This is a genomic window from Yimella sp. cx-51, assembly GCF_017654605.1.
GTDB lineage: Bacteria > Actinomycetota > Actinomycetes > Actinomycetales > Dermatophilaceae > Yimella.
On record NZ_CP072113.1, the window covers coordinates 90,782 to 110,042 of the forward strand.

The 19,261-nt window shown below is 66.0% G+C and carries 20 protein-coding genes and 1 pseudogene; 12 read left to right on the top strand and 9 right to left on the bottom strand.

All coding sequences use genetic code 11. The features are described 5' to 3' along the window. The first annotated feature begins 8 nt into the window (after positions 1-8). Positions 9-1,298, top strand: coding sequence for an L-seryl-tRNA(Sec) selenium transferase (gene selA, locus J5M86_RS00435; RefSeq protein ID WP_188061776.1), 1,290 nt, complete (start codon positions 9-11; stop codon positions 1,296-1,298). Then, positions 1,295-3,049 carry a selenocysteine-specific translation elongation factor gene (selB, locus tag J5M86_RS00440; protein ID WP_188061775.1) on the top strand — a complete coding sequence of 585 codons (1,755 nt, stop codon included), beginning with the start codon at positions 1,295-1,297 and terminating at the stop codon, positions 3,047-3,049. Before selA ends, selB begins: the two co-directional genes overlap by 4 nt. A gap of 4 nt (positions 3,050-3,053) precedes the next feature. Here the strand turns inward: selB and J5M86_RS00445 are convergent, their stop codons facing one another. Beyond that, on the bottom strand, positions 3,054-3,566 hold the full coding sequence (locus J5M86_RS00445; RefSeq protein WP_188061774.1) for an FBP domain-containing protein: 513 nt from the start codon (positions 3,564-3,566) through the stop codon (positions 3,054-3,056). 101 nt (positions 3,567-3,667) lie between these two features. Between J5M86_RS00445 and J5M86_RS00450 the strand changes: the two genes are divergently transcribed. The 8 genes from J5M86_RS00450 (at position 3,668) to J5M86_RS00480 (ending at position 7,628) form a co-directional block, all read left to right on the top strand. Beyond that, positions 3,668-4,303, top strand: a complete 636-nt coding sequence (locus J5M86_RS00450; RefSeq protein ID WP_188061773.1) for an alpha/beta hydrolase — start codon at positions 3,668-3,670, stop codon at positions 4,301-4,303. Beyond that, the gene (locus J5M86_RS00455; RefSeq protein ID WP_188061772.1) at positions 4,300-4,908 is read left to right on the top strand and encodes a hypothetical protein; all 609 of its coding nucleotides are present in this window, start codon (positions 4,300-4,302) and stop codon (positions 4,906-4,908) included. The genes J5M86_RS00450 and J5M86_RS00455 overlap by 4 nt, the downstream gene beginning before the upstream one ends. A gap of 236 nt (positions 4,909-5,144) precedes the next feature. After that, the gene (locus J5M86_RS00460) at positions 5,145-5,633 is read left to right on the top strand and encodes a hypothetical protein (protein WP_188061771.1); all 489 of its coding nucleotides are present in this window, start codon (positions 5,145-5,147) and stop codon (positions 5,631-5,633) included. Beyond that, positions 5,627-6,037 carry a rhodanese-like domain-containing protein gene (locus J5M86_RS00465; protein WP_188061770.1) on the top strand — a complete coding sequence of 137 codons (411 nt, stop codon included), beginning with the start codon at positions 5,627-5,629 and terminating at the stop codon, positions 6,035-6,037. The genes J5M86_RS00460 and J5M86_RS00465 overlap by 7 nt, the downstream gene beginning before the upstream one ends. A gap of 396 nt (positions 6,038-6,433) precedes the next feature. Next, entirely contained in the window at positions 6,434-6,943 is a 510-nt protein-coding gene (locus tag J5M86_RS15570; RefSeq protein WP_256433494.1) for a substrate-binding domain-containing protein, read from the top strand. Next, positions 6,849-7,055 (top strand): substrate-binding domain-containing protein, encoded by a 207-nt coding sequence (locus tag J5M86_RS15575; RefSeq protein WP_256433495.1) that lies wholly within the window; start codon positions 6,849-6,851, stop codon positions 7,053-7,055. Before J5M86_RS15570 ends, J5M86_RS15575 begins: the two co-directional genes overlap by 95 nt. Before the next feature lie 5 nt (positions 7,056-7,060). Then, positions 7,061-7,399 carry a PfkB family carbohydrate kinase gene (locus tag J5M86_RS15695; RefSeq protein WP_370587369.1) on the top strand — a complete coding sequence of 113 codons (339 nt, stop codon included), beginning with the start codon at positions 7,061-7,063 and terminating at the stop codon, positions 7,397-7,399. Next, complete coding sequence (locus J5M86_RS00480; RefSeq protein ID WP_188061769.1) at positions 7,296-7,628, top strand: RbsD/FucU domain-containing protein; 333 nt, start codon at positions 7,296-7,298, stop codon at positions 7,626-7,628. The genes J5M86_RS15695 and J5M86_RS00480 overlap by 104 nt, the downstream gene beginning before the upstream one ends. 58 nt (positions 7,629-7,686) lie before the next feature. Here J5M86_RS00480 and J5M86_RS00485 read toward each other — a convergent pair whose 3' ends face one another. From J5M86_RS00485 to gdhA, 3 genes are all read right to left on the bottom strand, one after another. Then, on the bottom strand, positions 7,687-9,183 hold the full coding sequence (locus tag J5M86_RS00485) for a DEAD/DEAH box helicase (protein ID WP_188061768.1): 1,497 nt from the start codon (positions 9,181-9,183) through the stop codon (positions 7,687-7,689). A gap of 206 nt (positions 9,184-9,389) precedes the next feature. After that, entirely contained in the window at positions 9,390-10,133 is a 744-nt protein-coding gene (locus J5M86_RS00490) for a GAP family protein (RefSeq protein ID WP_188061767.1), read from the bottom strand. A gap of 242 nt (positions 10,134-10,375) precedes the next feature. After that, positions 10,376-11,719: an NADP-specific glutamate dehydrogenase gene (gene gdhA / locus J5M86_RS00495; protein WP_188061766.1), complete on the bottom strand. Its 1,344-nt coding sequence runs from the start codon at positions 11,717-11,719 to the stop codon at positions 10,376-10,378. Between the two features lie 143 nt (positions 11,720-11,862). Between gdhA and J5M86_RS00500 the strand changes: the two genes are divergently transcribed. Then, positions 11,863-12,378, top strand: coding sequence for a pyridoxamine 5'-phosphate oxidase family protein (locus J5M86_RS00500; protein ID WP_188061765.1), 516 nt, complete (start codon positions 11,863-11,865; stop codon positions 12,376-12,378). Between the two features lie 35 nt (positions 12,379-12,413). Here J5M86_RS00500 and J5M86_RS00505 read toward each other — a convergent pair whose 3' ends face one another. Together J5M86_RS00505 and J5M86_RS00510 are read right to left on the bottom strand one after the other, a co-directional pair. Next, complete coding sequence (locus tag J5M86_RS00505) at positions 12,414-13,121, bottom strand: hypothetical protein (protein WP_188061764.1); 708 nt, start codon at positions 13,119-13,121, stop codon at positions 12,414-12,416. Next, positions 13,118-13,875: pseudogene (locus J5M86_RS00510) on the bottom strand (plasmid pRiA4b ORF-3 family protein). Before J5M86_RS00510 ends, J5M86_RS00505 begins: the two are co-directional and overlap by 4 nt. A 341-nt stretch (positions 13,876-14,216) precedes the next feature. Here J5M86_RS00510 and J5M86_RS00515 point away from each other — a divergent pair. Continuing rightward, the gene (locus J5M86_RS00515) at positions 14,217-15,116 is read left to right on the top strand and encodes an FRG domain-containing protein (protein WP_188061762.1); all 900 of its coding nucleotides are present in this window, start codon (positions 14,217-14,219) and stop codon (positions 15,114-15,116) included. A 354-nt stretch (positions 15,117-15,470) separates the two neighbouring features. On the opposite strand, the gene J5M86_RS00520 is transcribed toward J5M86_RS00515, so the two are convergent. The 3 genes from J5M86_RS00520 to J5M86_RS00530 all read right to left on the bottom strand — a co-directional run bounded on the left by J5M86_RS00520 (position 15,471) and on the right by J5M86_RS00530 (position 19,084). Then, positions 15,471-16,478, bottom strand: coding sequence for an EcsC family protein (locus tag J5M86_RS00520; protein ID WP_188061761.1), 1,008 nt, complete (start codon positions 16,476-16,478; stop codon positions 15,471-15,473). Between the two features lie 189 nt (positions 16,479-16,667). Continuing rightward, the gene (locus J5M86_RS00525; protein ID WP_188061760.1) at positions 16,668-17,324 is read right to left on the bottom strand and encodes an ADP-ribosylglycohydrolase family protein; all 657 of its coding nucleotides are present in this window, start codon (positions 17,322-17,324) and stop codon (positions 16,668-16,670) included. Between the two features lie 260 nt (positions 17,325-17,584). Continuing rightward, the gene (locus tag J5M86_RS00530) at positions 17,585-19,084 is read right to left on the bottom strand and encodes an ADP-ribosylglycohydrolase family protein (RefSeq protein WP_188061759.1); all 1,500 of its coding nucleotides are present in this window, start codon (positions 19,082-19,084) and stop codon (positions 17,585-17,587) included. Positions 19,085-19,261 lie beyond the last annotated feature (177 nt).

A 19,261-nucleotide genomic window follows, 5' to 3' on the forward strand; every position in this document is an offset into this window, starting at 1 on the left:
GAGCAGCGATGGGGGACGTCCGCCGGTCGATCCCGCGTACGGACGCCGTGCTCGAGCAGCTTGCCGATCACGTCGCCCGCTTCGGGCGTGACCGGGTGAAGGCCGCTGTCGTCGCTGCTCAGCAGCAAGCCCGGGACGGTGCGATCGCTGCCTCGGACGTCGCTCGCGTTGCCGCCGAATTGCTCGTGGAGCTGACCTCCTTCACCCCGGTGATCAACGCGACCGGTGTCGTCGTGCACACAAACCTTGGACGAGCGCCCCTGTCGCGCAACGCTTTCGAGGCCCTCGGGTCAGTCGCGGGCTATGTCGACATCGAGTTCGACCTGGAGACCGGTCTGCGGTCGAAGAAGCGGGGGAGCCGCGTCCTCGACGCACTCATTGGCGCGACGCCGGGTGCCGAGGCGGCTCTCGTGGTCAACAACGGCGCTGCGGCGATGTCGTTGGTGATGACCTGCCTGGCTGCCGGCCAAGAGGTGATCGTCTCCCGTGGCGAACTCATCGAGATCGGCGACGGCTTCCGCCTGCCCGATCTCATCGAGTCGACCGGTCCGCGGCTGCGCGAGGTCGGAATGACCAATCGCACCCACCTGCGTGACTACGCGGACGCCGTCGGCCCCGACACCGGCTGCATCCTCAAGGTGCACCCCAGCAACTACCGGGTCGAGGGGTTCGTCGCCGAGGTGCCCGTCAGTGAACTGCGCGAATTGGGTGCGCCCGTCGTCGTCGACATCGGTTCTGGTCTGCTGCAACCCGATTCGATGCTGCCCGACGAGCCGAGCGCATCGGCGGCGCTGGATGCGGGGGCAGACCTGGTCACCGCCAGTGGCGACAAGCTGCTCGGCGGTCCGCAGGCGGGCATCATCCTCGGCCGCGCCGAGCTGGTGGAGCGCGTGCGACGTCACCCCCTCGCTCGTGCGATGCGTGTCGACAAGCTCACCCTCGCCGCGTTGGAAGCGACCCTCACGGGTCCGGACGCGCCCGTCACCGTCTACCGGCGGCTCACCGCCGACGAATTGCTGCCACGCACGAAGGCTATGGCTGACTCTCTCGGGAGCGGCAGCGTTGACATCGTCGAGGTCGAGGGACGCATCGGCGGCGGTGGGGCGCCGGGAGTCTCGTTGCCAGGATGGGCGCTGGCATTGCCGGAATCCGTTGCAGCACAGTTGCGTTCGGGTAGGCCAGCAGTGGTCGCACGCATCGCCGACGGACGCTGCCTGGTCGATCTGCGCTGCGTCCCACCGGAGACGGACGCCGAACTCACCAGGCTCATCCGCGAAGCGCTCGACGCCGACCGATGAGGGTGATCGCCACCGCGGGTCACGTCGATCACGGTAAGTCGACGCTCGTCCGCACGCTCACCGGCACCGATCCTGATCGGTGGGCCGAGGAGCACCAACGAGGTCTGACGATCGACCTCGGTTTCGTGTGGACCACGCTGCCCAGCGGTGAAGATGTCGCTTTCGTCGACGTGCCGGGTCATCAGCGGTTCATCGCCAACACACTCGCCGGCATCGGACCGGTGCCCGCCGTCATGCTCATCGTCTCGGCTGACGAAGGCTGGCGGCGACAGACCCAGGAGCACTTCGAGGCGATCCGTGCGCTGGGTGTTCGCCACCTTCTGGTTGCTGTGACCAGATCGGACCTCACTGACCCGGAGCCGGTGATTGCCGACGTCCGAAAGCGGTTGGCAGCCAACGGTTTCGATGATGTCGACATCATCCCGGTGTCAGCAATCACGGGCTCCAGACTGGACGAGCTACGAGTGGGCCTCGATCGTCTCATCGATGCGCTGCCCGAGCCGGACGTCCACGGCCGCTTGCGCATGTGGATCGACCGGGTCTTCTCGATCCGTGGCGCCGGCACCGTCGTCACCGGCACGCTCGGATCAGGCACACTGCGCGTGGGCGATGCGGTGAGTGTGGCCGGTCGACAGGTCACGGTTCGCGGCATTCAGTCGCTCGAGCAGGCTCGTGACCAGGTTGCCTGCGTCGCGCGGGTGGCGGTGAACCTGCGCGGCATCGAGACCACCGAGATCGAACGTGGCGACCTACTCCTCGGCGCCGGGGAGTGGCACCGCACTCATGTCGTCGACGTACGCCTCGACGGCGTTGCCGACAGCCGCCTGCCCGGCGAACTCATGGCCCACGTCGGCACGACCGCCTTCCAGGTGCGGGTGCGACCGGTGGGTGGTGACGCGGTGCGCCTGCAGTGGTACTGCGATCTCCCGCTCCTGGTCGGCGACCGGCTGGTGTTGCGCGATCCTGGACGGCAGCAGGTGCTCGGCGGCGCAGTGGTGTTGGACCTCGACCCACCGGCCTTCACCCGGCGCGGAGCTGCTCGGCGACGCGCCGAAGAACTCGCCGATCACAGCGCGACGGTCGATGCGGTCCGCGAGGTAGCGCGCCGCGGGTACATGCGAGCCGCCGAACTTCAGGCGCTGGGCGGCGAACCATCCGACGCTGTGCGACAGGTAGGAGAGTGGCTGGTCGACCCCGGCCAGTGGTCTGCCTGGGCCGTCGAGTTGGTGACCACGATCGACTCCTATGCGGCTGCCCATCCGCTGCGTCCACAGGTGCCGACGGGCGTCGTGGCCGATGCAATCTCGTTGCCCGCCACCGAACTCGTCCGACCGCTGGCAGCCGAGGCCGGGCTTGTCGTCGAGGCCGGCGAAGTCAGCCGCCCTGGCATGAGCGCCGATCTTGGGGGAGCCGAAGCGGGCATTGCCGAGATCGAACGGCGTCTGGCCGATGCACCGTTCGCAGCGCCCGATCGCGCCGATCTGAGCGCGCTCGACCTGGGTCCGAAGCAGCTTGCCGCTGCTGTTCGATTGGGTCGCCTCATCGATCTCGGCGATCAGATCCTGTTGTCGCCCAAGGCTCCCGCGCTCGCGATGCGCGCACTCGCCGCACTACGGCAGCCATTCACCACCAGTCAGGCCCGGCAAGCGCTCGGCACAACGCGCCGTGTGGTCATTCCGCTGCTCGAACATCTCGACGCCAAGGGCTGGACCCGTCGGATCGACGCCGGTCACCGCGAAGTGGTGCGCTGAGGGGTCAATCCAAGGACGACTGGTCGAGCACCTCGGCGATGAAATGTGTCGACCGTTCGCGCAGTGTCGCGATGCGCCGCGCGGTCCATGCTTCGCGATCGGTCGGGTCGTCGCTGCCGACCTCCGAAGTGGTCGGGGTGCGTCGCACATTGCGGGAGCAGCTGAACTCGGTGCAGATCGACGTTCCGATGGTGTTGCCCTTGCGTCCGGCTGCCCCGGCCCGTTTGGCCACGTAGAGCACGGCGTCGTCGGAGGTGACGATGTCCTGGCACCACGAACACAACATCCGCCGCCGCGCTTTGGAGGGTTCGGCCGTCCGCAGGATCGCCCCGACCGGGCTGCCTTCGTGTTCGACGATCACGTACGCCAGCACCGGGCGCTTCGGGTCGCGCCAGCCGAGCGCGTCCAGCTTGTCCCACTTCAGTGAGTCGAGGTCCGGCAGCGTCGCCTGCGCGATCTCGCGCTTGGAGGCGTTGACGAAGGCCGACCGGATCTGAGCATCGGTGAGCGGCTGCATTGCTTCACCTTCTCGCGTCGAGCCCGGTCATTTCAAACGCATTGTGGCCACCGCTGTCGAAGGACGAATGCCGAGCGCGGCCGTCATGTCATCATCGAGCAGTGACTGACACAGCTGAGGTGATGGACGCCGTCCGCCAAGGGCGCGCGAAGGTCGACCGCAAGACCCGTGCGATCGCGTTGATCCTGCACGGCGGGCGCGCCACGGAGTCGCAGCCGAATCGCTTCAAGGACATCTCCTACCTGCGGATGCTGCCCTTCGCGCCCGCGATCAAGCGGGCCTCGCATGGTCACATCGCACCGGTGCTGGTGCACAACACCGACGGCGGCTGGGTGGCCGATTCGGGCAGCGGCGTCGTCCAGGCGCGTGAACTGGTGCGGCTGTTGCACGACGACCACGGCCTGCCGATCGTGCTGCTCGGTCACTCCAGCGGTGGCTGGGCCGCGCTGCGCGCAGGGGGCAGCGATCCGGTCGCTGGGAGTGTGGCTCTGGCGCCGTGGGTGGCCGATGACGAACGAGTGGATCGCTTGCTGGAGAAGAAGATTCGCGTGATCCATGGTGACCGCGACACCGTGTGCAGTCCGGTCAAGGCGCAGCATTTCGTCGAGCGCCTCCAAGCCGCCGGCGGTAATGCGCAGTTCACGTCCGTGGCGGGCGGCAATCACGCGCTCATCGACAAGCCGTGGCGCTGGCACGCTCTGGCCGCGCAAGCCGTCGTCGACATCGCGCGGCCATGAAGAAGCAAGCAATCGTCGACCGCTTCGACGGCCGCATCATCGGCGCGGGTTCGACCAGCGGCGTTCGCATCGTCATCGGCGACTGGCTGCACTCCCCGCTCGGCAACTTCACCGACGTCATGGTGGCCACCGCCGACGACCAGCGCGTCCTCCTCGCCCCCAGCCAGCAAGTGGCCGACTACGTGACCGCCACCTACAACTTCGACGAGGTGGTGCTCGTCGACGTGCGCTTCGACGGACGCCAACTGGACGCCGGCCCGCTGCAGGCCGCCGTCGATGTCGGACGTCGCACCGGCACCGGTTTCGCGCTGCGATCGGTGCCGAAACCGTTGGGGCGTAGTCGATTCCTCGCAGTCGTCGCCGATCCAATTGCGCGGAGGGTGCATCCGGGCGTCCGCACGTACGGCACCGCCGGCAATGGCCGCCGCGAGTACTACAGCGCTCTTGACCAGTTCGCCGTCACCGCGATCAGCGGCACCTGGCACGGCCGCGATCTCGGCGACCTGGCTGACGTCGACCCGCCGCCGCGCTTCGGGTTCAGCTCCACCCCACGCCGTCCGAGCTGGACGCAGGTGACCACGACCATCGTGCGCCCACAAGGCTGACCGACCCGACTTCGGCGACCTGACACCCGTCATCTCAGCTTCATGAGAAACGTAGTCTTTGCTTTCCCAAAACATTGAGTTATGTTTTGGGGGTGATCAACTCCAGGTACTTCCGGATGGGGCGAATGCCGAGCGGTGGTCTCGCGCGCTGTTGCGCCTGACCACGGCTCACAGGTATCTCGCCTGACAGGGCCCATGCCACCGCCCACTTCCGAAACCTCCTGAAGGACCGAATCATGAGCATTGCCACACCCTTTCGGACGCTGACCGACACCGACCTGGCTGACATCGTCCGCCGCGTAGCCGCTGACCGCGCCGCGTGGGAGCCGCATGTGCGGCACACCGGAGACGAGCGCCACTGGGCGAAGATCGAGGTGCCGGAGGGCATCGACGTCTGGGTCATTTCGTGGCAGACCTTCCAGTCGACCGACCTGCACAGCCACGGCGACGCCACCGCAGCCTTCGCCGCCGTGCAGGGCACGATCACCGAGATTCAGGTGGACGACGACGGTCGCCTGCTGCCCCGGAAGTTCTCGCCCGGCATCGTCCAGGTGGTGCAGCCCGGCGTCATCCACGACGTCCGCAACGAGATCGTGGAGCCGGCCGTGACCATCCACGCGTACAGCCCGCGGCTGACCGAGATGCACTACTACAACTGGCATGACCGCACCGTGACCCTCGACCGCATCGAGCGTTCGGACGGCACGGAAGCGCGCGAGTGGTAGTCGCGTCGATCGGCATCGACCAGTTTCTCGAGCAGGCCCGCGCCCATCTGTATCGCGTTTCACCACAACGTCTTTCGCAGGTTCAGGCCAGCGGTGGCTATGTCATCGACACCCGCACCGCGGTGACGCGCGATGTCGAGGGGCACATCCCCGGAGCCATCGTGATCGACCGGTTGGTACTGGAGTGGCGCCTCGATCCGACGAGCGGCCACTCGATCGCCGATGGTCCGTCGGGGGACGACGTGGTCGTGATCGTCTGCAACGAGGGCTACTCCTCGTCATTGGCCGCCCGCGATCTGCAGCGCCTCGGGTTCGCCCGGGCGACCGACCTGATCGGCGGCTTCCGTGCGTACGCCGCCGCCGGTCTGCCGGTCGTGGCCGAGCCCACGAGGTTGGTGCAGTGATGGCGGCCTGGTATCACCGACTCAGCCGCCGCGTGGTGCTCTGGCTCAGTCACGCCGAGAGCTGAGTGCGACCCGAGAATCCCTGAGCGCCGACCGCGAAAGCGCGGCTCACCGACCCGGCTGACCGACTGCCTATTCGCAGGCCGAGGACGAGCGCTTGCGGTCCGGGGTGCTTCCGTCAGGTCGCGTCTTGCTGCCCAGGCCACATCTTGCTCGCCAGGTCGCCGCTGGTGCCGCTGGCGGCGCAAGACATGGTCCGGGCAGCAAGACACCGCGGGGGAGCAAGGCGCGAGTAGGGCAGCAGGGCGCGACTCGGGGATCAAGACGTGGTCGGCGTGGTCGGGCGCGGTCAGGTCTGGTGCTCCAGGCCGCATCTTGCTCGCCAGGCCGTCCCTGGTGCCGCTTGCAGCGCAAGACACAGTTCGGGCAGCAAGACGCCGTCTGTGCGCCATCACCGGCAAGACCCCGGACGCCTTCATCGCCAGTGACAACGTGGCCGGTGGCAAGCAGGCCGCCGAGGCGCTGAGCAAGGCGATCGGCGGCAAGGGCACGGTCATCGTGCTCGAGGGCATTCCCGGAGCATCGGCCACCCGCGACCGCGGCAAGGGCTTCAAGGACGCCGTCGCCGGCATGTCGGGCATCCAGATCGTCGCCAGCCAGACGGCCGGCTTCGACCGAGCCCAGGGCCTCAACGTCACGAGCAACCTGCTGCAGTCGAACCCCGACATCGTCGGCGTCTACGCGCACAACGACGAGATGGCGCTCGGTGCGATCCAGGCGCTCGGTGCCAAGGCCGGCAAGCAGGTGAAGGGTGGTCGCCTTCGACGGCACCGACGACGGCCTGGCCGCCATCAAGAAGGGGACGCTGGCCGCCACCATCGCCCAGCAGCCCAAGGAGCTGGGTAAGCGCGCCGTCGAGAACGCCGCGAAGATCCTCAAGGGCGAGAAGGTGCCGGCCACCACTCCGGTGCCGGTCAAGACGGTCACCTCGGACAACGTGGCTGAATTCGCCGGCTGAGCGTGATGACCTTGAGTGCAGCTAGTTCTGATCGGGTGCTTGTTGTCGGTTCGACCAATGCCGACCTGACGGTGACTGTCGAGCGATTCCCCGGGCCGGGCGAGACTCTGCACGCCAGCGACTTCGCGATCCGGCCGGGTGGCAAGGGTGCCAATCAGGCGCTCGCTGCCGCCCGGTCGGGCGCGGCGCGGCCGTCACCTTCGTCGGCGCGGTCGGTGACGACGACAACGGGCGAATCGCGTGGCCGACTGCGGTTTGCCGCTGCCGGACGGCGTCCCCGTCGTCGACCTCGCCTTGGTGCGCGGCGTGCCGAGCTTCGAGCAAGTAGTGAACGCGCTGTGTGACGAGCTGGTGGTCGAGAGTGCAGTCATGGCCGCCGAACCCGACGATACGCAGCCGCATGTCGTCGTCAGATCACGTATTGATGCACCGGAGTTGGTGTCGCACGAGGAGTTCAAGCAGCTGAGCGCGGCGGCGAAACTCATCGTCCGCACCGGCGCGACCACGCCCTACGCGAACGTCGCCCTGCGCTACAAACGCCGCGAACCTACTGGTTATCCGCGAACCTACTGAGTACAGCCAGTAGGTTCACGAACAATCAGTAGGTTCGCGGGCTTAGAGCGTTAGATGCTCAGAACGAGCTGGTCGACGGCCGACTTGCCCGACGCGGGCCGCGGCGCGATCCGCCACCCGACTCGCTGGTGTACGCCGGACGTCCGCCCTGGCTGCCACGCGAGGGACGTGCCGCGTCGCTCTTGGGTGCAGAGTTGCGACCGCCGCGGTTGCCCGGAGCCGACTGGCCCGAACGACCGCCACTGCCGCCCTGGCCAGAGCGACCGGCCGAGCTGCCCTGGCCGTTGCGACCACGGCCACGACCGCCGCCACCACTCGGACGCGGCTTGCCGCCACCGGTCTGCTGCTGCGGGGCCTGCGGCACCAATGAGGCCGCACCTTCGACGAACGAGCGCTCGCCGGGGGCGAGGTCGGTCAGCAACGGGTGCTTGGAGTCGACGCGGGTGAGCTTGGGCTTGATGCCGGCGGCGCGGGTGAGGTCGCGGACGTCCTTCTGCTGCTCGTCGAGCATCAGCGTGACGACCGTGCCTGCGGCGCCGGCGCGGGCGGTGCGGCCCGAACGGTGCAAGTAGGCCTTGTGCTCGGCCGGCGGGTCGGCGTGGATCACCAGCGAGACGTCGTCCACGTGGATGCCGCGGGCGGCGATGTCGGTGGCGACGAGGGTGCGCACGGTGCCGCTGTGGAAGGCGTCCATGTTGCGCACGCGGGCGTTCTGGCTGAGGTTGCCGTGCAGGTCGACTGCCGGAACTCCTTGTGCCACAAGCTGCTTGGCCAACTTCTTGGCGCCGTGCTTCGTGCGGGTGAAGACGACGGTTCGGCCGGGCGCGGCGGTGAGGTCGACCAGCACGGGGAGGCGGTCGTCCTTGGCGACGTGGAGCACGTGGTGGTCCATCGTCGAGACCGGCGACTGCGCACTGTCGGCGTGGTGGGTGACCGGGTTCGACAGGTAACGCTTCACCAGCACGTCGATGCCGCGGTCGAGGGTGGCGGAGAAGAGCAGGCGCTGACCGTTGAGCGGGGTGCGGTCGAGGATGCGCTTGACGACCGGCAGGAAGCCGAGGTCGGCCATGTGGTCGGCCTCGTCGAGCACGGTGATCTCGACGGCGCTGAGGTCGCAAAGTCCTTGGGAGACAAGGTCTTCCAAGCGTCCGGGGCAAGCGATCGCGACGTCGATGCCGCGGGCCAGGGCGTTGGCCTGGGGGTTCTGACCGACGCCACCGAAGATGGTCTGGGTGCGCAGGCCAGCGACGTCAGCCAGCGGCTTCAGCGCGGCTTCGATCTGGCCGACCAGTTCACGGGTCGGGGCCAGGATCAGCGCGCGAGGACGCTTGGGCATACGCCGCGAGTCGGACGACTGCAGGCGGGCCACCAGGGGCAGCAGGAACGCGTAGGTCTTGCCCGAGCCAGTGCGGCCGCGGCCGAGCACGTCACGTCCGGAAAGCGAATCGGGAAGGGTCACGGCTTGGATGGGAGTGGGTTCGGTGATGCCCTGGTCGGACAGCACGCGGGTGAGCGAGTTAGGCACACCAATGGACGCAAAAGCGTTGGAAGACAAAGAAAACTCCGTTGAAAGGCGGGTGTCTCGCCGGGGGCTCGTCCGATGAGCTCGAAGCAGTTTTCGGACGGCACATGAAGGGCTGAACCACTTCACATCACCATGCGGCCCGAGGCAAGACTCGGCGGAGCCGCTGACGGCAACGGTAGTGGGTGGCAGGCCCGATCACCTACTCGTACGGGTGTGATCCATGACTCGTCGCCCGATCAGGACGCCGGCAGCAGCGTGCCGCGCAGCACGTCCCAGTTGTTGGTGATCAGCCACAGACCCACCAGCGCGAACACCCAGGCCAGGGTTTCGCCGGCGTTGCGCGACAGCCAGTCGTCCACCGTGCGCAGCATCGGCAGCACCCGATCGTTGAGGCCGATGCGCAGCGCCAGCAGCACGAGGGCCGGCGTGATCATGAGAAGTCCGTAACCGGCGAGCGTGGCGATACCGGCACCTGGTGAGAGTTCGGCGGCGGTGAGCAGTCCGATGGCGGCGAGATAGGGCAGCATGCTCGCGGCTTCGACGCCGGCGGCCAGCACGGCCAGGCCGCTCACGGCGCCCGGGCCAGCGCTGCCGTCCGCGATCGCTTCCCGACGCCGCGCCAGCCGTCCCGGACCACGCGCCTGTTTGCGAGCACGCTTGCGCTCCTTGCCCTCCTTGGTCCACGGCTCGACGGTGACCCCGAGGATGAGCAGCACGACACCAGCGACGAGCGCGATCCACCGCGCCGCGGAGGAGTCCGAGAGAGACGCGAACTGATCGCGCAGCGACTGCGCGCCGAGGAAGAGCGCGACGCCGAGCGCGAAGTAGAAGGTGGCGACCGAGCCGAGGAAGAGCAGAATGCGGCCGGGCTTCACCCGCTTGGGCGTGGCCATGAACCACACCGGGATGGCGAGCGTCGCGAAGCTCGTGCTGTCGATCAGTGCGAGTGCGGCGAGCGGGAGCAGCAGGGCGAGTTCCATGCGTCCACTCTGCTTCGGACGTCCGCCCCGGCGCATCGGCCGAGGGTCGACGCCCACCCCCTACCGAAGTAGGTGTCCTCTGTAAACCGGGGACGATGCACCGCGGTCTGCAGAGCGTCCTGAGCAGAAACGCGGCCCTTACTGACAGACGCGCTAGCTGCAACTGCCGCGTCCGCGAACAAGGGCCGCGTTTGCTGCTGGAGGGGCCGCGTTTGCAAGGGCGTCCCAGCGGGAGGTCGAACTCAGATGACCCCGAGCGCCACCATCGCGTCGGCCACCTTCATGTAACCGGCCAGGTTGGCGCCGGCGACGTAGTTGCCCGGGTCGCCGAACTCCTCGGCCGTGGTGACGCAGCGGGTGTGGATGTCGCGCATGATCTGCTGCAGGCGCTCCTCGGTGACGTCGAAGCTCCAGGAGTCGCGGCTGGCGTTCTGCTGCATCTCCAAGGCGCTGGTGGCCACGCCGCCGGCGTTGGACGCCTTGCCCGGGCCGAAGAGCACGTCGCCGGCCTGGAAGACCTTGATGGCGTCCGGCGTACACGGCATGTTGGCGCCTTCGGCGACCAACCGAACACCGTTGGAGACCAACGTTTTCGCGTGCGTCTCATTGAGTTCGTTCTGGGTGGCGCAGGGGAGCGCGACGTCGCATTCGACGTCCCAGATCGAGCCTTCGGTGACATGGTGGGCGGTGTCGGCGCGGTAGGCCGAGAGGCGCTCGCGGCGCACTTCCTTGAGGTCTTTGAGCTGCTCGAGGTCGAGACCGTTCTGGTCGACGAGGTAGCCGTTGCTGTCGGAGCAGGCGATGACGGTGCCGCCGAGTTGGTGCACCTTCTCGATCGCGTAGAGCGCGACATTGCCCGAGCCGGAGACGACCACGCGCTTGCCGTCGAACGACTCGCCCTGTCGCTTCAGCATTTCCTGGGCGAAGAAGACGGTGCCGTAACCGGTGGCCTCCTTGCGCACGCGCGAGCCGCCCCAGGAGGTGCCCTTGCCGGTGAGGACGCCGGATTCGTAGCGGTTGGTGATGCGCTTGTACTGGCCGAAGAGGTAGCCCAGTTCGCGTCCACCAACGCCGATGTCGCCGGCCGGGACGTCGGTGTACTGCCCGATGTGGCGGTAGAGCTCGGTCATGAACGACTGACAGAAGCGCATGATTTCGGCGTCCGAGCGTCCCTTGGGGTCGAAGTCGGAGCCGCCCTTGCCGCCGCCGATCGGCATGCCGGTGAGGGAGTTCTTGAAGACCTGCTCGAACCCGAGGAACTTGATGATCGACAGGTTGACGCTGGGGTGGAAGCGCAGGCCGCCCTTGTACGGGCCGAGCGCGGAGTTGAACTCGACGCGGAAGCCGCGGTTGATCTCCACCTCACCCTTGTCGGTCACCCACGGCACGCGGAAGATGATCTGCCGCTCGGGTTCGCAGATGCGCTTCAGGATCGACCACTGCGCGTACTGCGGACGCTGCCCGGCGATCGGGCCGAGGCTGAGCATTACCTCGTAGACGGCCTGGTGAAACTCCGACTCCCCGGGATTGCGGGCGACCACGGTGTCGAAGTGGGGCTGCATGGCGGGGTGAAGTGCTTCATTCATGCGCCCGAGTCTGCCAAGAGGAGGGGGTGTGCGGGCGAATCGGTCTCGCGAAATGGGTCACGCCAAGGTTCGACAAGCCGTTGCTGCGGCCGGCGCGCGGGTGTGTGCTGGCACGACAGGTAACGACGACGAAGGGCGAGACCATGACCGACGACAAGAGCAGGCCCGACCCCGCACAGGGCCCGGCGCAGGACGTCCCGACCTTCGTGGAGCTGGTGAAGGGCGAGCGCACCTGCATGTTCACCTCGCTCGATTCCGGCGGCACGATCATCAGCCGTCCGATGGCGGTGCAGCACGTGGACGACGACGGCACGCTGTGGTTCATGGCCTTCGCCGACTCCCCGAAGATCGACCAGCTCGCCGCTCACCCGCAGGTCAACCTCGCCTTCGTGTCGGGCAGTTCGTGGGTGTCGGCGAGCGGTACCGGAGAATTGGTGGACGACGTCGCCAAGAAGAAGGAACTGTGGAACCCGTTCGCCGAGGCGTGGTTCCAGCGCGAGCCCGAGAGCCCCGAGGTGGCGTTGATCCGCGTGCGCGTGACCGGCGGCGAGTACTGGGATTCGCCGAGCAAGCCGGCGCAGTTGTTCGGCATGGTCAAGGCAGCTGTCACCAAGGACCGCCCGGACGACGGTGAGAACGCCAAGCTTGACCTCGCCTGAGGCGATGTAGGCGAGCTGGCCGGGATATTTCTCGGTCAGCTCGCCAGCACGGCGAGCCGGGCGAGATGTCGGACGCCTCCGCCCTGGGGGAGGCCGTAGTTCCGGCCTTCGCCTTCGCTTCCGGCCTGCATCATGTCGATCAGTTGGTAGTAGGCGCGGCCGAGGTCGCCGCGCTCCACCAGGCCGGTGCCAACGCGCCAACCCAGTGTGCTCATCAGTCGCGCGATCTCGTCGCCCAGCGGGTGGAGGCGGGTGAGGGGCTCGCTGCCCTCCTCCGTGAAGCCGGCGGCGAGGGCAAGCATGGTGAGCGCGCACACGTCACTGTCGAAATCGTCCGGACACATGACGAGCGACGCGGCCGCTGCCTTGGCCAGGACGGTTTGGTCACTGGCTGCCTTGCGGCCGAGCGGGGTGAGCACGAGGGCGTCCTTGTGCTTGCGGATGAGCTTGCCCTGGGTGCATACCTGACGAATCTTTGAGAGTTCAGGGGTGTTCTGCTCGCGGTTTCCCTTGCCGTAGGGCCAAGCCAATCCGCTTTCGTGCCAGATCTTTTCGCATGCCGCCGGTGCCATCCAGCCGGCTTTGGTGAGTGGAATCCCGTCGGGTGTCGCCGCGTCGAGCACTGCCTGCCACGGGCGGAGCGCATGGGTGAGTTCCGCCTCGGTGGGCGTGGGCGCCTGGGAACCCGCGTTCGCGATGCTGAGAATCTGATCGGTTGCGTGTGGCGGACACTTACGGATCACCGTGAGCAGGAACGGCGAGGCGAAGACCGTGGGACGACCGCCCGGCCTCCAGTCGATCGGGACTGCCCAGCGTGCTCAATGGTGTCGTTCACCTCGTCGACATCGAAGGCGTCCGGATCGGTGTTCTCTGGTAGCCATTCCCGATAGTCCTTGAACTCCTTCGGCAGTTGGCGCGGGCCGTCGACCGTCCGCAGCGCGGCCGCAAGGTCGTTCCAGAAGTAGATACCTCCGACGTCCTCAGGCGGCCAGGCGCCCGCCCCGTCGATGCAGCGCGCTCGGGGTGGTTCTCGGTGGCATTGCGGATCGACTCGACGACAAGCTTGTGCGTCCAACCGTCGCCGAAGTCGTACTCGTAGTTGATGAACTCACCCTCGGTGCGCAGCACCTGATCGAGCCGGACGTCCGTCTCCGGGGTGCCCGCGTCGCCTTCGTCGATGTCGAACTCGGTGACGAAGTAGTTTCCTTGGTGGACGTCTGTGTTCGGCGCCGAGAAGCGATGCAGGTGGGAGTTGGTCCAGCCCATCGCCGCCTGCAGGTGGTCATGCACGCGGTCGAGCCGGAGGTCGCCGCGCAGTTCGAGCCGGCGCCAGATCGGTGGTTCAGATCCGCCTAGGTCGACTCGGACGGTGAGCAGTTGCGGTCGACGTGGTGCAGCAGGCACCTCGACTACTTCGTTCTCGTGGAACTCGAAAGGCGACGGCGCGATGCGGTCCATGATCGATCGGAGCTGTCCCATCGGATCGCCGGACGCCATGATCTGCTGCACGAGCGCGTCGATCTCGGGGTTGCCGGATCCGGGCTTCTTGCGGGCTATGTGTCGATGGAATCACGGTTGGGTCGAGCGCGGTAGCCGTCATCTACAGACCGTCATGCGTGGCGCTGGTACGGGTCGCGACGGCGGAGTCGATGTGGGCAAATCCTGTCTTCACCCTGATATGACCCAGCGGTGCGACTTGGATGTATGAGTGGGTCGGTAAACCTGCAGATGCGATGTATCTAGCGGTCGAGTGGCACGAATCAGCCGGGATGCGGTGCAGGCTTGCAGATGCGTGGCATGATCAAGGGGTTGGCGTTCACCAGATGTAGGAGGCTGCAATGAATCCGGAAGACTTCTTCCGCCCCTGGGAAGCTGTGGCGAACAACTGGCGTGAGGCGCTTGACCATATCGGCTCAATAATCGATATTTCGACGAGCGACCGGGACTTGGCATGGCGGGGAGTAGCCGACTCGACGTACGCACTACATAGCTCGATCTATCGGAGGATTGCAAAGAAGACTGGGTCATTACCGGATGAAGCAAGCATCATCGCGTTCGAGCAAGAGCTGCTGAAATCAGCTAGGCGGAAGTGGAGATTTGACAATCAAAGTGCGCTAGAGACATTGGCGCACTTGCAGCACTATGGAGGGCCGACGCGACTGCTGGACGTATCCTTTAACCCTCTTGTCGCTCTATGGTTCGCCGTGGAGCAGAAATATGACGAAGAGTTTTCTGCTAAAGCGGACAAAGATGGTCGAATGTTCGTCTTTGATGTGACCGGAAGGCAGGTTGTTCTGGACAATCGCTGGGGCGGCCGAGATCTGCCGTGGGCGAGCCCGATCCCGGGGTGGAGTTCGGAGCTTCCGTATGTATGGCGGCCACCGAGTTACAACGCGAGGATTCCCGCTCAGAACTCAGGTTTTCTGGTTGGTGGTGTCCCGCAAGTGTTTGCTGGGAGAAACGCTAGGTATAGAAAGGGCCCAGGCGACGGCACGAGCGCTGGAACGTGGTCTATTGACGACGTTCGCCAGTCAACGTCAGTAACATTGACTATGAATGTGTCAAATCGGGCTCTGCGTCAGACTAGTAAGCCTACGTTCACCTTGAGAATAGCTGCCGAAGCAAAACCGGAGATCAGAGAGCAACTTGAGAAGCGATACGGGTTCAACTCGGCATCGATATACCCGGATCTATACGGCTTGGCGCAGTATGGTGCGAACGGAATCGATGCTTCCTAGACTGAGACTGGGCTGCCGTCTTCCCAACGTTCACAAATCAAGCTTTTCTGAGGAGTGTCACTCCGTCGGGTTAAGTACGAGGTATCTTGCTCTTCGGTGATGTTTCGCGGCTTAGGTTGGTTGCAGCGGATCCAGAGTCCGCCCGTTGTACGGGCGCGTGCCATTGCTTTAAACATGCCGGTTCTTGTCCGGTGCGGAAGCTATCGGGACGTCCTGCGCGCGCGCCGTGACGGTCCAGGAGAGTGTTGAGCGACCCGAACCGGGAAGTCACGCTGCCGCAGATTCCTGCAGTGTTTACCCGACAATGAGCCGGTTGGCCTTCGGGGTCGTCTTCAGTCGCGTCTATAGACTCATCTACTCCGCCTCCTTGGTGCCCTCTTCGATGTCTCGGCGCAGGTTCGGCGGCAGCTCTAATCCGTACTTCTCGGCCAGCAACATCGTGGCTCCGAAGTGGCGGGCTTGCTTGACCGTGTCGGACAGGATGTGCGAGTTGGTGGCCGCGCCCGCGAAGACAGCGATCATCGGCATTCCCATTCGGGCGTTCTTCACCGGCACCCGTTTGCCGTCCCCAACCTGCTTGAGCAGCTTTTCAACCGCGGCCATCAGGCGGTGGTCGTCCCGTAGCTTCTGGCTCCAGTTGACCCTGTCCTTCGTGACCCTGAAGGCATCACTCGCTCGCTTCACCGAACCAACTTTGGCTACCTGGTTCTTGTAGGCACGAGCGACCATGCGGTCGATGACGTGCTTCATCTCGGGGTCTTTCGCGTCGTAGCCGTACGAGTAGCAGACGCGCGTCGCGATGGCTCCGGTCAGTGCCTGCATAGCGATGAGGTCGAGCCCCATTGCCGCTGCGCTGCCGAGCACCGGCACGGGGATCATGGAGAGCGATCCCAGCGCCGCTCCCTCGCCTGCCCCGATGGTTCTCCATTTCAACGCCATGCGGTTGGTTAGGTCCTCGAGGTCCTTCAAATCGAGGTGACGGAGGTCTTCGATTGACTCGACCTTCCTACCCTGCTCGCGGTGGTAGGCCAGTACCTTCTCGGGATCCGTCAGCTCGACGACCCAGTCGTTGAGGAGTTCGAGCAGCTGGACGATGTTGTGAACGGTCGGCACCAGCGCCACGTCCACCATTCCGCCAGCAGCGTCCTTGACCTTCTCAGGCGTTGCGTCTGCGACCTTCTTGCCAGCGTGCAAGGCGGCGCTCTTGGTGGCCTCGACGGATGATCGGAGGGCCGCTCGAGCCTTCGGAGGAAGTGGTGCCTTGCGACCTTCTGCCTTCTTCTTCCAGTGCGCTTGAAGATCAGCCCACCGCTTGCGCTCGTAAGCGGACATGGAATTTGGTGGGGGCACCTCGACGCTCATGCGATGCAGGCTAACCGTCGAGAGTGGGGCCGCGCTTGCCTTCGTCGTGAAGGGTTCAATCAAGTCCGTCGGTCATTACACGGCCGTCACTGTAGGCACGAGCCTCCCACCAATGGGCGCAGTAAGTGCGTCAGGCGACGGGGTAGCTCTGCTGCAGCCAGGCTGGCTTCTCGTCTGGGGTGTGTGCCATCAAGCACGCGTCTTGCACGAGCACTTCGACGGGCCAGGCGAACTCGTGCGAGGCGAACCGTTGTGCCATCCACGGGGTGACGCCGTGAGCTGCCCGAGCGCTCCGGTGAGGGCGGCGAGTCCGTCGCCGTCCTTGCCGCGTGAGGCGAAGACGATCGCCTGCTCGATGTCGTTCTCGAAGCACGACGCCACGTACATCGCACCGGCGAGCACGCGGTTGGCGCGGTCGTTCGGAGCGATCTCATTGAGCGTCGAGAGCGACGCATGTGCATCTGCGCCGCACGTGACGTGCTCGTCGGTGGCAGTGACGGGCGCCTGGCTGTACGCCTCGAACATCGTCTCGGTGATGGGAGCGCAGTCGGGGCGGGCCATCAGAGCGGCGAGCATGCGGCACAACAACACCGCTGGGCTCGCACCGATCTCCGCGTCGTGGGTGAGAGACGCGAGCTCGAACGCGGCGGAGTCCATCGGGTCCGCTGTCGGGGTGACTGCCAGCAGTGACAACGGGGCGACTCGAACGATGCCGTGCACCCCGCGCGACGTCCCGCCCTTGGGCTTCAGGCCGTCTTTGACCGCGGTCACCGTGCCGGTTGGGTTGCCGTGCTGCTCCTGGAACGGCTTCAGCCGCACGAGCCACGGCCATTCGTGACCGGGCATTTCCGCCACCAGTTCGCCCGACTCATGTCCGACGCTCCACGCCAACAGGTCGTGCCCAGTGGCTGAGAGCAGCTTCGACAGGTTGCGGTCCTGCGGTCCGCGCCACGACCGGATGAGGGAATGCAGCTGGTAGACCGCGAGCTCCGTCGCGACTCAGGGTGTGATCGGTTCGTCGTACGACGAAATCGCAGCTGTCATCCAGCGCAAGCCCGATCATCATTCCGCGGTACCGCTCCTGCAGCCTGGCCGCGTGGTTCATGTCAACGAGCATGGTGCATCGCCTCCTCCATGGCGGTGCTCCACAGCAGTCCGCCGATTCGATTGACCTTCAGTGCTTTTCGGATGTCGTCGGCCGCCTGCGCAGGCTCGACACCGCAGTGCTTGACCGCGTACAGCAACGCCACGGACGGGGTGCGGTGCTCCGCGCGGACGCAGTGCAGCAGCACCCGATGACCTTCATCGACCAGCCCGACGACCGCATCAGCCGCGTCATGCAGCGCAATGGGTAGGTCAGCATGAGTTTCGGGATCGTCGCTGTCGACGAGCCACTGGACGACGTGGTGGTCTTGCATCTCCGCGGTGCCGACTCGACTGAGCGAGACGACTGCGGTGCAGCCGAGTTCGTCGCGGTGGGCCAGATCGGCCTCGGTGCCGAGGACGACGCGGTCATCGGCGGGATGTGCGACGCCAAGACGGCGGGTCTCGACGACCATGCGCTCGGCGAGCGGCCATTCGCCCGCTTCAACAGGTGCACCGATTCCGGCAAGCGCGGTCTGTAGGGCGAGGCTGATGAGATCTGTTCCGCGCAGACCGGGCCAACCGTGCACGTCGCGTCGCCAGCGCCACGGGAGTCCGCTGACGCCGTAGCGCGCACCGATCAATGCGCCGGCGATCGCAGCCACTGTGTCGGTGTCGTTGCCGATCGCGACCGCGCGCTGCAGAGCACGGGTGGGGTGGCCGGGTGCTCCGGTATCGGTCGAGATGATCGCGGACCACGCAGCCCGGAACGCGGTGACGGTGAAACCGTTGGGGGAGAACGACATCGGATCGCCGTTCTCGGCTTCATCGATCCACTGGGACCACTGCTCTTGCTCATCAGCAGGCAAGAGGTCAAGGCCGGCTCGGGGGTCAAGGTGCCCCTCTAAGACGGCAACCCGCACCGACTCGGCGTGCAACACGCACGAAGCAATCGCGAGCGGATCGGCATGGGTGAGGGATGCGACCGCACGAGCTGCGGCGGCTGTGGCCCGTCGATCGTGCACGCGGGTGAGGCCGACGATCCCGTTGCGCATCAGGGCGCCGTTGCCGGCAGCGCGCGGGTTGCCGGCGCTGTAGTCGGTGGCCTCCTTCGTGCAGCACATCGCCCACGGGAAGTCGGGTTCGTCAACGGAGCGGTCGCCGATGCGTGCGCCGTAATGGGCGTACCCCTCGGCAGCACCCAGGACGTCACGAGTCTGGTTGCCGATGTCGGTAGCGCCGGCGTTCTTCCAGTCGATGAATGCGCGGGCGACTTCGTTCAGCGCGTCACTGTCGCTGCTCAGAGCGCCACCGGCTGCCGACGCCTGCGCGATGCAGATCGCCATCTGGCTGTCGTCCGACCACTCTCCGGGTGCGTACGGGCCGAGTCCGCCGCCGATCATCTCAGCGCCGCCTTCGCGGACGGGACTGCGGAACTCGTACGGGACGCCAAGTGCGTCACCGATGGCTTGGCCGAGCAAGACGCCGGCTGCGCGGTCTCGTTGGACAGGCTTGGGTTCCACAGTACTCCTTGATGTCGGTACGACAAATAATAGCTAGCGAACAGGATATTCTTGTCAGTATGGACAAATATTGCTCATATGCAATCGGTGGTCGTGGCTCGGGCAGGCGTCGCCGGAGCCATAGATGGGCCGAGCTGGTCTTGGAGCGGCCGCGTTGCCGCCGAGGTTGGCCAATGA